Genomic DNA, 12878 nt, shown 5'->3' with positions numbered 1-12878 from the left:
AGGGATTAATTTGATGAAACAAAACTAAACCAGTTTATATTATAAACCAAAATTTCAAAAGAAGATTCACCGAAATTAAAAAGGGCTTTACCGATAATGGTAAAGCCCTTTTATATTTTCAGCAAATGCTTTGCTTATGCGAATCTGTGTTTCAGCTCATTAGCGAGTGTTACCATTTTCTTCAGACCATCTTCCGGCAGATTTCCTTTCTTGAATTCAGCCAGTACATCAGGCAGACGAACATCCATTTCGTTTAGGAAGGCTTCTTCGAAAGCGCGTACCTGTTTAACAGGAACATCACGCAGCAGGCCATTAGTACCGAGGTAGATGATAGCCACTTGTTTTTCAACCGGGAATGGGCTGAACTGTGGTTGCTTCAGGATTTCCACGTTACGGGCACCTTTATCGATAACTGCTTTGGTAGCAGCATCCAGGTCACCACCAAATTTGGAGAAGGCCTCCATTTCGCGGTATTGTGCCTGGTCGAGTTTCAGGGTACCAGATACTTTCTTCATGGATTTGATCTGCGCGTTACCACCCACACGGCTTACAGAGATACCTACGTTGATCGCCGGACGGATACCTGCGTTGAACAGGTTACCTTCCAGGAAGATCTGACCATCCGTGATGGAGATTACGTTGGTAGGGATGTAAGCGGATACATCACTTGCTTGTGTTTCAATGATAGGCAATGCTGTCAGGGAACCGCCACCTTTTACCAGGTGTCTAATAGACTCTGGCAGGTCATTCATTTGCTGGGCGATTGCGTCATTGTTGATAATTTTCGCAGCACGCTCGAGCAAACGGCTATGCAGGTAGAATACGTCACCAGGGTAAGCTTCACGGCCAGGAGGACGTTTCAGCAGCAGAGATACCTCACGGTAAGCAACCGCTTGTTTAGACAGATCATCATATACGATCAGTGCAGGACGGCCTGAGTCACGGAAGAACTCACCGATAGCGGCACCGGCAAATGGAGCGTAGAACTGCAGTGGAGCAGGATCAGCGGCATTTGCAGCTACGATGGTAGTATAAGCCATAGCGCCTGCTTCCTGTAATGTTTTCATTACTCCGGCAACAGTAGATGCTTTCTGACCAATCGCTACATATATACAATACACAGGTTTACCTGCGTCAAAAAATTCTTTCTGGTTGATGATGGTGTCGATACAGATAGCTGTTTTACCTGTTTGACGGTCACCGATTACCAGCTCACGTTGACCACGGCCTACGGGGATCATCGCATCGATCGCTTTCACACCTGTTTGCAGCGGTTCTTTTACCGGCTCACGGAACAATACTCCTGGTGCTTTACGCTCCAGTGGCATTTCGTACAATTCACCTTTGATTGGGCCTTTACCATCAACTGGTTCACCCAGTGTATTGATAACGCGACCAATCACACCTTCACCCACGTTAATGGATGCGATTTGTTTGGTACGACGTACTTTATCACCTTCTTTAATCCCTGATGAAGCACCCATCAATACCACACCCACGTTATCTTCTTCCAGGTTCAGCGCAATTGCTTTTACACCATTGCTGAATTCAACGAGTTCACCGTAACCAACGTTACCCAAACCGTAAATGCGGGCAATACCATCACCCACTGACAATACAGTACCTACCTCTTCCAGGTCGGCAGAAGCATTGAAGTTGCTTAACTGCTGGCGTAATATCGCCGAAATTTCATCAGGTTTAATATCAACCATAATTATGATTTTAAAAAAAGTCGTTAGATAAATTTAGTATAACGACAACAGCTTTGCGTGTACGCAGCGGCTGCTGTATAATTAACGTATCTCAGATACGTAAATGTTCTTGGTAAATTGTTGTTTGATATCCTTCAGATCGCGCAGGATAGAAGCATCAAACAATTTATCATTGGTTTCCAGCACGAAGCCACCAATCAGATCGGCGTTTACAGCTGTTTCCAGCGCTACCTGCTGAGGAACTTCACTGGCTATCCTGGATTTGATTACATCCAGTGTAGCATTGTCCAGTGCCACGGCAGTAGTGATTTTTACAGCACTGATGTTTTTCAGTGCGTTGTACTGGCGCTGAAACTCGGTAACGATTTCAGGCAATGCGCTTTCGCGGCCTTTGTTTACCAGGAGGTTCAGGAAACTCAGTGTAGTTGCACTTACCCGTCCTTCCAGCACTGCTGCCAGGATCTTCTGCTTTTTATCAGCCTTAATGATGGGGCTCTTCAGCAAACTCACCACATCCGGGTTGCTTTTCATCACCTGTTGTAAGTACTGCATGTCGGTATGTACAGCTTCCACCTGGTTCAGTTCCTGTACCAGGTCTATCAATGATTTTGCATACCGGGATGCTAAACGGGGATTCTGCATATTTAAAAAAGCTTTTAGCCGTTAACTCTTTGCTGTTACCAGCATTCAGTTAATCTCTTAGTTCAATTTGATTTCTTCTGCCAGTTGTTTCACGTAACCTTCCTGTGCTGTTTTATCAGCCAGTTCTCTTCTCAGTACTTTTTCAGCTACTTCGATTACGAGGGTACCTACCTGGTTCTTTACATCCGTTAACGCAGCCATTTTCTGGTTTTCGATAGCGGTGTAAGCCTCACTGATGATTTTCTTAGCTTCAGCTTGTGCCTGAGTTTTTGCTTCGCTGATAATCATGTCCTTCGCGTCTTTTGCTTCCTTCAGGATCTTACTTCTTTCAGCTTTAGCTTCCGCCAGCACATGTTCGTGCTCAGCTTTCATCTGTGCCATTTCTTCTTTCACTCTTTCAGCGGTAGTAATGGAATCAGTGATTGAATCTTCCCTTTCTTTCAGAGTAGCAAGGATCGGTTTCCAGGCAAATTTCTTCAGTATCAGGAAAACGATAACGAAAACGATAAACGAAAAAGCAAACAGGCCTAACGCGGGTTGCAACAGATCCATATAATTAGGATTTTATGATATTGTTATGTTGATATTTACAGATGTTGAATGAGCTGTGTTCAGCATAAAAATTTACTGCATCCATTGCCCTGTGCGCCGGATGCAGTAAGAAGTTTTGCTTACATAACTACCGCCAACAGACCAGCGATAACGCCGAAGAGGGCAACACCCTCAACCAGCGCAGCAGCCAGGATCATGTTTGCACGGATGTCGTTAGCAGCTTCTGGTTGACGAGCGATAGACTCCAGAGCGCTCTTACCGATGTTACCAACACCGATACCAGCAGCGATAGCAGCGATACCAGCACCAACAGCACCACCAGCTTTAGCCAGACCAGATGCAGCAGCAGCCTGCAATAAAATAGACAAAAGTGCCATAATGAATATGTATTTGAATTTAAAAAATTTCGTTTGTTCGTAAAAACTGCAGTAAGCTACTCTTCACTTTCAATCATTCCTGATTAAAAGAGACTAGTGGTGATGTCCATCTTCATGATGCGCACCTTCCATCGCCTGGCCAATAAACACCGCAGTCAGGTTGGCAAAGATAAATGCCTGGATAAAGGCTACCAGCAATTCCAGCATCATCATTACCAGGTTGAAGGCAATAGATACCGGCATAAAGCCATAACCAATTCCACGGTTCATAGAACCAAAAATGAATACCAGGCTGATAATACTCAGGATGATAATGTGACCTGCCAGGATGTTGGCAAACAACCTGATCATCAGGGAGATAGGTTTAGTAAATACCCCAATCAACTCCACCGGAGCCAGGATCAGCTTTACGCCAAATGGTGCCGGAGGATTGAAGATATGACCCCAAAAATGCTTGTTGGTGCTGAACATAGTAGCAATAAAGCTGATAAGCGCCAGTGCCGCAGTTACCGCAATGTTACCGGTTACGTTGGCAGAACCAGGCAACAGTCCCAACAGGTTGTTGATCAGAATGAAAAAGAATACAGTGAGAATAAAAGGAGTGTATTTAGCGCTCCGGTGACCAGGAATATTTGGTTTTACCACCTCATCACGCATAAAGATGATAACCGGCTCTATGAGGCTCTGTAAACCTTTAGGCGCTTTCTTGGCGCCACGGGTTTTGTAAGCCGCTGCTACCGTGAGCATGATCCAGGTCAGCAGGATGGCAGCAATCAGCATAGAGGTGATATTCTTGGTCATAGACAAATCGTATACCTTCTCATTGGTCGGCATACCATTATCATCTACCGCAATTACTTTATTGTTAGGATAGGCGGCTTCATCCAGCCCCTTCTCCGCACGATAATGCGCATTTACCAGCTGGTAACCCGCATATGGCTGATGGCCGTGCTCAAAACGGGACGACATGAACGCTGTAACACCATGCGCCGGAGAATACATAATTACCGGTAAAGGAATAACCACCGGGGTATGTTCACCCAGATCAAACAGATGCCAGTCATGTGCATCGGAAATGTGTCCGAAGAGCACCTCCTTAATATCAATCTTCTTGGACTCACCTGCTTCAGCGTGCTTTTCTTCACCTGATACAGCAGCTGCTGCATGTTCAGGGTGCGCCTCCTCAGCGTAGGAAAAATTACTAAAACTGTGAAGGCCTAAAACCATCACAAGTGCTACCATTCTATGTTTGAACCAATTGAAAGAAATCACCGTTTTCTGAAATTTTGCGCAAAGATAACCGTTTTTATTTTTAAAATTAAGCGACTACGAAAAAAAAGAACGATATATTGTAATTATATTGATAGCCAAGCCCTTGTAACCGCATATTTCACCCTTTTTCTATAAAAAATTCCCCCGAAAAGCGACTATTGTTAACGGTCATTCATATTTTAAAAATTATAATTTAAATATTTGCCATAACATTCGGTTTAGAATCGATCTTTCCCTGCATATATTAAACAAAAAAGACAGCCATTGGCTGTCTTTATGATAAATGACTAATCATTTTTTAAGAAATATTACGACGAAACAAGATAAGAATGCTTTTCTTCCGAAAGACGGACCGGTACATGCCGGCACGGCGCTATACTTTCGCAGTATTAAACTGCATGCTATGCAGCTTGTAATAGAACCCTTCCAGCTTCAGCAACTCATCATGTGTACCCATTTCCTTCACTTCTCCCTTATCTAGTACAATAATCTTGTCGGCCTTACTGATGGTTGACAAACGATGCGCAATAATGATAGCAGTCCGGTCGGCAATCAGCTTATCGATGGCCTGTTGTATCATCATTTCAGATTCTGTATCGATAGAAGAAGTGGCCTCATCGAGCACCAGGATGGCCGGATCATACAGTAGAGCCCGCACAAAAGAGATCAGCTGCCGCTGTCCGAGCGATAAAGTACTGCCCCTCTCCATGACCTGGTAGTCATATCCTCCCGGCAACTGCATAATAAAGTCGTGGATACCGATCAACCGGGCTGCTTCTTCCACTTTTCCCCGGCTGATACTGCTGTCGTGCAGGGTAATGTTATCGTAAATAGAACCCGCAAACAGGAATACATCCTGTAATACCACACCTATCTTACTCCGCAACGATTCCAGCGAGTAAGCCGGCAACGGAATTCCGTCTATCTTGATACTTCCTTTCTGGATTTCATAGAGGCGGTTAAGAATGCTGATAATAGTGGTTTTACCCGAACCGGTATGCCCTACTATCGCTACCGTATCGCCCGGATTAGCGTGGAAATTGATGTCTTTCAGTACATAACGGTCCTCTACATAGGCAAACGACACATGCTCAAAGCTGATGTCGCCCTTCATCTGATCGGCCTTGTGATGCCCCTTATCCGCTATGTAATCCTGATTATCCAACACTTTGAATACCCGCTCACTGGCTACCATCCCCATTTGCAGGGTATTGAACTTATCCGCCAGCATACGCAGCGGGCGAAACAGCATGTTCAGATACATAATAAACGCGATCATTACGCCCTGGGTCACTTCATAGTTCAATACCTTATTGGCGCCCCACCATACCATCAGCCCCAATGAAATAGCCAGGATAATTTCCACTACCGGAAAAAACACGGAGTAGGCAAAAATAGCGTCGATATTGGCGTTGCGGTGATCTTTGTTGATATGCTTAAAGCGGGCAAACTCCCTTTTTTCTGAAGTAAACGCCTGCACCACTACCATACCGGTAAGGTGCTCCTGTACAAAGGCATTCAGCGCTGATACAGCGTTGCGCACCTTGTAAAAGGATTTATTCACACTTTCCTTAAAAATGTAGGTAGCAAAAATCAGTATAGGAAAGGGCGACAAGCTAATCAGCGTCAGGCGCCAGTCTTCCATAAACATCACCACCAGGATGGCAATGATCATCAACAGGTCAGCTACAATAGAAATAATCCCTTCCGAGAAAACATCGTTAATGGCTTCAATATCGTTGATGGTCCGGGTAGTAAGGGTGCCGATAGGTGTTTTATCAAAAAATGCCAGGTTCAGGTGCACAATCTTCTTATATACCGTTACCCGCAAGTCCTTTACCACCGACTGCCCCAGCCAGTTGGTCAGGTAGGAGAAAAAGAAACGCACCACCGTTTCCAGCAACAGCAATCCTATTTGTACAACGGTGACCAGGATCAGCATCCTCATCAGCTGGCCCGCAATGTATTTATCTACCGTTACCTGGATCAGGTAGGGCCGTAATGGAGATATAGCAGCCAATACAACCGTTAATATCATGGATATGTAGAAGGACCGCTTATAAGGAGCCGCGAACGAGAAGATGCGCCGTAATAAACTAAAATCAAATACTTTCTTTACCGCAAGATTTTCCAATGTGCCGGGTTTGAACTACACTACAAACGTACAACAAAAAGCAGAAAGCATAAGGCTTAAAGCAAAAAGCTATTGTGGAGAAGAACTTAGCAAATATCTAAAATTCGCTTTAATCATTCTCCACAATAGCTTTTTGCTTTAAGCCTTATGCTTTCTGCTTACTTTTTCTCGTCCTTCATCACCTGTTTGTAGGCCTTAATGAAAATGGCGCCCAGGTTTTTATGCGGCGGCACATAATCGCTGAAAAGCTCTTTATTCCGCGCATCTCCTGCAAATCTCTTGGTGAGGGCTGCCCACATCTGCACCCAGTCAACATTTCTACCTGCACGTACCTGGTCTTCCAGGGTGTGGATAATCGGTTCGTTCACAAAACGGGTACCTACCTGTTTGGAAGAAATAATATGCGCTTCGGGTGACTTTTCCAATACGGTAGCCAGGTTATGGTAACCTCCGCAGGAGCCCAGCATCACAATCTTGGCGGAGCTTTGCAGATTATCCAGCGTGGTATTGATATGATAGCTATGGCCCCGGTGAATAAAGATGCTCGGGTGAATATCATTTTCATCCAGGTAGTCCGATAGCTTGGCAATCGCTTCTTTATCGCCCGGTTCATCTATTGGCAAATTCGCATAGATCACCGTAGGCTTGCCTTTAAGAGAAGAAATAGTAGCCCAGTATTTATTCTTGGTTACTCTCCATTCAGAAGACGGGAAATTAGTCATGAAGCTGGAAAACGATTCCTGCCCATCTTTATCTCCATAGAAAAACACCTGCTGGAATACCTTTCCGCTATCACTTTCCAGGCCGTTAAAGGACACGAAGTTGATCGGCGGCAGCTGGAATTTGCTGGCCATATCAGTGGCTTTGGACGAGTCGTTTTCTGTTTTGGATTCTGTTTCAAAGAGACTGCTGAGCAACTGGTAGATAACGGTACCTCGCTTATCTTTATGGCGACTTACATACGCCAGGTTCTTTTTTACTTCGGCCCGCAGGAAGTCGAGCAGTTTCTCATCACGGATACTTCCAAAGGAATTGGCTACATCCACTGCATCTTCCAGGTCCTCAGTTTTCTCCAGGTTCTGCACATATTTCTGCATCAGGTAATTGGAGTTTTCCGGCGCCATTGATTTCAGGAAATTATCGAGGGTGTTGAATCCCGCTGCCATAGCGATGAATTTCTTAAACCGGTCGAAATTCACCATTACCAGCAGGCTATCTCCACGCGGCGGTTTCATACGCAGCATCATCTGGTCGTATAAGCCGGCGTTGTTATGATTGGTGTAGCTGGAAGTATACAATTCTTCCTGGCCATTGATGATGAGATAATACAGCTCTTCGGGGGTAAAGTTTTTAACGATCGCAAAACGCACCGGGGCAGATTCTTCGTGCAAATCGTTTACCTCGCGGATATACAGCAGTGATTTAGCCTGCATATTTTCCATCATTGCTTTCAGCCCGTAGGGAGTTTTTCCTTCGCTTTTCAATTTCTGCAGGGCGATGGTAGATTTTACCATTTGCTTGTAGTACTGGTAGTCATTGCTGACAATGGGTTCCAGCTTTTCTACTGTAGTAGTGCCGGCCAGCAGTTCGTCCAGGAAAGGCAATATTTTGGTGCTTTGGGGAGATTGACCAATGCGCACAATCTGCTGTACGATAGGATCCTGGTTACGTTTAATGGCGTTGGCCATAGGCGTATAGGAAGTAGCGTAGGTAAGCACCTGGTTGGGATACTTCCGGGCTACAGCAGCCACAATGGAATCGGTGCCAGGGAAGTCCAGGTATTCCGATAGTTTGGGCATAATGGTTTCCAGGTTACCGTAAGCGTATTTGGCAAACACTTCCCCTTTTGCGTCTTTGTAACCAGCATTATCCTGAAATGATTCAATCATTCGTTCAGCCCCGTCGAAGGAAAGGTTCCTTACGTAAGGCGCGATGCTCTGTCCTTTGATATCGGCGTGCATCATATCGCGGAAGGCGGTTACAATGGCAGGTGCTTCTTCCGGATCAATTTTGTGACGGGCGCGTTTTGTATTATAGTCTTTCAGCATTACATAGATGCCGGAAAGGTATTTTACTTTCAGACGGTGATCCAGTGCATCATTATCTTCAATCTCCTGCTGCATGTTGTCTACTTCTTTCAGGAGCGCGTTGGTTACCTGCAGGTTGGTTGTCTGATCGTCTGATACTTTAACAAAATCATCGGCTTTACCATCAAATTTGGCTGCGGCGGCCTGTTCTTTGTCGATGTTATCATGAAACCCCTGTCTGCTGATTGGAATCGAATGATGACTACTCTGAGCCATTAAGGAACTGACTGTGAATACTGCCAGTGCAAAAAATAATAAAAATCGTCTCATACTAAAGTGATCTTTTCCCGTGGGACCAGATAGCAAATTTACAACCAAAATACAGAGTTTGCCAGTAGTGGTCGTTTATCTTTTGTTTTTAAGGAGAAATATATATTAATATTCTATCTATAACTAACATAATTATCTAACGGGGCATATTTAGGTATTCCGGTAGCTTCAAAAATAAAAATACTCCATTTCAATAACAATCACATCCATATAAATGAAAGATAATTTTCATATTGAAGGGAGATTATAAATTCCTGTACCTTGCGGATGATCGCGGAAAACCAGGCTGATACTGAATTAACAATTTCATAATGTTAATTTTCCATTAATCACGGGGATGGCTTTATAATTTTGTCCCGTCTTTTTAAAAGCAAAATTTATGATAGACCAAGCGGTAGCAGGAAAAATACTGGTAGTAGATGACGAATTGGACATTCTGGAAATTATCAGCTACAATCTCAAAACAGCGGGTTATGATACCGTAACCGCCAAAGACGGCAGCGAGGCTATCCAGAAGGCTAAAATATTCAGACCGGATCTGATTATGCTGGATATCATGATGCCCAACAAAAACGGGATTGATACCTGTCGCGAAATCAGGAAGATCCCGGAATTCAAAGACACCATGGTACTGTTCTTGACCGCGCTGAATGATGAAAAATCGGAAGTAGATGGTTTGAACATGGGGGCTGATGATTACATTGCTAAACCCATTAAGCCCAAACTGCTGGTGAGCAGGATCAACGCACTGTTTCGCCGTTTGCACAAACCGGAAGAAACCCGTGTAACCCTCGGAGACCTGATCATTGACCGTGAGAAATTTACGGTTACCTACAAAGGACAGGAAATCATTCTGGCGAAAAAAGAATTTGAGTTATTGCAACTGCTGGCATCCAAACCCGGTCGTGTATTTCTGCGCAATGAAATTCTCAACCAGGTATGGGGAACCGAAGTAATTGTAGGCGACCGCACCATTGATGTGCACATCCGCAAAATCCGCCAGAAAATTGGTATCGACTTAATCACTACCGTTAAAGGAGTAGGATACAAGTTCGAAATGTAAGCTGATGTTATCATTAGCTGTTGGCCTTTACTGTTAGCTGTTAGTATCACTATCAGCTATTGGTTTTTATTGGCCCTCCATCCCACCAAAACATCATCTTCCTGAAAGCTGAAAAGCTACTGGGCTAAACTGATTTCCGTTGGCAAGTAAAAAATTTAAAGTAATTTCCCATTATTATACTAATTACTCACTTTGGAGTATGTTTAAAGCTAAAAACCTATCCCCGCAAAAACTGGCGGGATTTACAGCCCTGATAATATCAGCTGTTATAGCATTGGGAAGCCTGCTAATTGATGGCAACTGGAAGGTGGTATTGGGGGCATTTATACTTACGTTTCTTGTTTCCTACTACCTGTACCTCTACACGTTGCAGAACTTTATTTACCGTAAAATAAAGCTGATCTACAAGTTCATTTACCAAACCAAAGCATCCAAGCGGGAAGAGTTCTTCCAGAAGAATATACTTCCCCTGAAAACCATTGAAGAGGTAAGTGAAGACGTGGAAAAATGGGCCAGCCAGAAAAGAGAAGAACTGGAAAACCTGCGCCGGAACGAAGAATTCCGGAAAGAGTTCCTGCTCAATCTTTCTCATGAATTGAAAACCCCCATCTTCGCCGTACAGGGCTATATTCACACGCTGCTGGATGGCGCGCTGGAAGACCCCAACGTGAACAAATTATTCCTGAAAAACGCCACCAAAAATATTGATCGCCTTTGCCGCCTTATTGATGACCTGGATGAAATATCCAAACTCGAAAGTGGTGAAATGACGATCAACGCAGAAGTATTCGTTATCCAGGACCTGATCAAGGATGTATTTGATACCTTGTCCCTGAAAGCCAATACCAAAGGCATAAAATTCAGCATCAAAAAAGGCTGCGAAGCGCCACAGCCGGTGTTTGCAGATAAAGAGAAAATCAGGCAGGTGCTAATCAACCTGGTAGATAACTCCATCAAATACGGTAAACCTGATGGCCATACCATTGCCAGTATTTACAGCATGGATGGTAAACGGGTACTGGTAGAAATATCTGATGATGGCATCGGTATGGCAGAAGAGCATCTGCCTCGTGTGTTTGAACGTTTTTACCGCACCGACCGTGCCCGCAGCCGCGATATAGGAGGTACAGGTCTTGGCCTGGCTATTGTAAAACATATCGTAGAGGCACACGACCAATCTATTACTGTTCGCAGCAAGCCTGAAATAGGCAGTACTTTCGGCTTCACAATGGAGTCGGGGAGAGAGCAATAAGGACAGCGGATTTGCGGATAGTGATATCCGCAAATCCGTTGATTATTAAAACCGGTACTGCATTCTGCAGGTCAGCACATTATCTTTCAAATCGTTGGTATATCCCTCCAGTGCTGTTTCTTCATTAGTCACCCAGTCATAATAAAACATAAACTTCAGGTGTTCGTTCGCATAATACAGGTAGCCAACTCCCCATGTATTATAACGTATATCCGCCGCCGTTAACCCTGATCCCGGCACACCAATGTCTTTCCCGCTCACCTTTTTATTGGGATCATACCAATCGTATTTTATCACCAGCTGATGTTGCTCACTGGCCAGATTCTGCAGGAAATACAGGTAGGCGCCATCAAAACTGCGGATGTACAGCGGTGCATATTTTCCCTGGGGAGTAAGCGGGATAGCGCCGGGTGTTTCGGTTGTTTGTGCTGTGGCGGTTTGCTGTCCCCGGATATACTCAGCCCTGAACTGGGTACTGCCTTTTCCGGGACCATTCGGAATTTTCACCTGTATATCAGCGCCGTAATAGTGACGGGGCGCAATCTTCCCGGCATTGACTACGCTGGAATCTACCAGATAACCTGGTTTACCGTTTACTGTACCCATAGTATTGATATAGTTCGTAAACTGCTGCATGCCTCCATATAACACCGATACTCCGGCAGATACCAGGGTTTTCGAAGCCCCTATCTGCTGAGGCTTAATGGCAATACGCCCTATAATGTCTTTGTGGCTGTCGAAATCGGTGGTAGCAGTCAGCCCCTGCCCGTTAAAAGCGCCTAAATCAATTTTTAGAAACCGTAATGGATGATCTTTGCGGCGGGGCTCAAAAGAGACCATCGCGCCGAGGTCGCGCTCCGTTTTCATCAGTATCTGCGACATACGCCCTCTCTCCGGGGTTTCGCGGTCGGCCGACGACAGGTTTACCTCATAACCAAAAGGACGGGCAAACATTCCTCCCACCAGTGATAATACATTGAATTTAGTTTCAAAGAAGCGGCCATAGAAATCCCGGATAAACACGCCCCGCTCTGTTCCATCAAATTGGAAAGCAAACTGTACTACGGGCATATCCTGCTTATTATAGCGTTCGTAATCCACACGGATACGGCCACGGCGAAGTGTAAACCGGTTATCAACAGCGGCACCAAAATCGCCGCCTGCGTAACCGACTGCTCCCTTAGACTGTGCCATCTGGAACTGCGGCTGGATATAGCCGCTAAAACGTAGCGCATCATACTTCTGGTAGATGGAAATCATACCCTTTCCCAGCTCAGAGGTGGTATCTATCATATCCATCAGGAATTGCGCCCGGGCGCCCATACTGGATAACAACATCAAAAGAACAACTGGTAATATTCTGGCTATGCGCATCTCGTTTTTGAATTATTGCGCAAAAGTAGATAATTAACTATTATTTAATAGAAGTAGTCAGATGTTAAGCGCTCGTTAATACACCCCCATTTTGCCAGATCCCGCAAACCAGATTATCATTCTGACTACATTAGAATCATCTT

The 12878-nt window shown here is 44.7% G+C and carries 10 protein-coding genes; 2 read left to right on the top strand and 8 right to left on the bottom strand.

The window, feature by feature from the left end:
* Nucleotides 1-134: 134 nt before the first annotated feature.
* The 7 genes from atpA to HGH90_RS21530 form a co-directional block, all read right to left on the bottom strand.
* Entirely contained in the window at nt 135-1712 is a 1578-nt protein-coding gene (gene atpA / locus HGH90_RS21560; RefSeq protein WP_145660611.1) for a F0F1 ATP synthase subunit alpha, read from the bottom strand.
* A gap of 81 nt (nt 1713-1793) precedes the next feature.
* Nucleotides 1794-2354 carry an ATP synthase F1 subunit delta gene (gene atpH / locus HGH90_RS21555; RefSeq protein WP_168767020.1) on the bottom strand — a complete coding sequence of 187 codons (561 nt, stop codon included), beginning with the start codon at nt 2352-2354 and terminating at the stop codon, nt 1794-1796.
* 57 nt (nt 2355-2411) lie between these two features.
* Nucleotides 2412-2906, bottom strand: coding sequence for a F0F1 ATP synthase subunit B (gene atpF / locus HGH90_RS21550; protein WP_168767019.1), 495 nt, complete (start codon nt 2904-2906; stop codon nt 2412-2414).
* A 119-nt stretch (nt 2907-3025) separates the two neighbouring features.
* Entirely contained in the window at nt 3026-3283 is a 258-nt protein-coding gene (atpE, locus tag HGH90_RS21545; RefSeq protein ID WP_089758700.1) for an ATP synthase F0 subunit C, read from the bottom strand.
* Nucleotides 3284-3376: 93 nt separating this feature from the next.
* Nucleotides 3377-4525 (bottom strand): F0F1 ATP synthase subunit A, encoded by a 1149-nt coding sequence (atpB, locus tag HGH90_RS21540; protein WP_168767018.1) that lies wholly within the window; start codon nt 4523-4525, stop codon nt 3377-3379.
* Nucleotides 4526-4928: 403 nt separating this feature from the next.
* Complete coding sequence (locus HGH90_RS21535) at nt 4929-6689, bottom strand: ABC transporter ATP-binding protein (protein WP_168767017.1); 1761 nt, start codon at nt 6687-6689, stop codon at nt 4929-4931.
* A 158-nt stretch (nt 6690-6847) separates the two neighbouring features.
* On the bottom strand, nt 6848-9046 hold the full coding sequence (locus tag HGH90_RS21530; protein ID WP_168767016.1) for a hypothetical protein: 2199 nt from the start codon (nt 9044-9046) through the stop codon (nt 6848-6850).
* A gap of 379 nt (nt 9047-9425) precedes the next feature.
* On the opposite strand from HGH90_RS21530, the gene HGH90_RS21525 reads away from it, so the two are divergent.
* Both HGH90_RS21525 and HGH90_RS21520 read left to right on the top strand, forming a co-directional pair.
* Entirely contained in the window at nt 9426-10109 is a 684-nt protein-coding gene (locus HGH90_RS21525) for a response regulator transcription factor (protein WP_079471020.1), read from the top strand.
* A 199-nt stretch (nt 10110-10308) separates the two neighbouring features.
* A complete protein-coding gene (locus tag HGH90_RS21520) occupies nt 10309-11361 on the top strand; it encodes a sensor histidine kinase (protein WP_168767015.1) in 1053 nt (350 codons plus the stop codon).
* Nucleotides 11362-11406: 45 nt separating this feature from the next.
* Here the strand turns inward: HGH90_RS21520 and HGH90_RS21515 are convergent, their stop codons facing one another.
* On the bottom strand, nt 11407-12735 hold the full coding sequence (locus HGH90_RS21515; protein ID WP_211093121.1) for a porin: 1329 nt from the start codon (nt 12733-12735) through the stop codon (nt 11407-11409).
* Nucleotides 12736-12878: the final 143 nt, after the last annotated feature.

It is taken from the genome of Chitinophaga sp. Ak27, assembly GCF_012726295.1.
GTDB lineage: Bacteria > Bacteroidota > Bacteroidia > Chitinophagales > Chitinophagaceae > Chitinophaga.
The sequence above is the reverse complement of the archived record's forward strand: the minus strand, read 5'-3'. Positions and strand labels throughout refer to the sequence as shown.

Coding starts and splice junctions, on each gene's coding strand:
- atpA (WP_145660611.1), bottom strand. CDS start 1,712: ATGGTTGATATTAAACCTGATGAAATTTCGGCGATATTACGCCAGCAG.
- atpH (WP_168767020.1), bottom strand. CDS start 2,354: ATGCAGAATCCCCGTTTAGCATCCCGGTATGCAAAATCATTGATAGAC.
- atpF (WP_168767019.1), bottom strand. CDS start 2,906: ATGGATCTGTTGCAACCCGCGTTAGGCCTGTTTGCTTTTTCGTTTATC.
- atpE (WP_089758700.1), bottom strand. CDS start 3,283: ATGGCACTTTTGTCTATTTTATTGCAGGCTGCTGCTGCATCTGGTCTG.
- atpB (WP_168767018.1), bottom strand. CDS start 4,525: ATGGTAGCACTTGTGATGGTTTTAGGCCTTCACAGTTTTAGTAATTTT.
- HGH90_RS21530 (WP_168767016.1), bottom strand. CDS start 9,046: ATGAGACGATTTTTATTATTTTTTGCACTGGCAGTATTCACAGTCAGT.
- HGH90_RS21525 (WP_079471020.1), top strand. CDS start 9,426: ATGATAGACCAAGCGGTAGCAGGAAAAATACTGGTAGTAGATGACGAA.
- HGH90_RS21520 (WP_168767015.1), top strand. CDS start 10,309: ATGTTTAAAGCTAAAAACCTATCCCCGCAAAAACTGGCGGGATTTACA.
- HGH90_RS21515 (WP_211093121.1), bottom strand. CDS start 12,735: ATGCGCATAGCCAGAATATTACCAGTTGTTCTTTTGATGTTGTTATCC.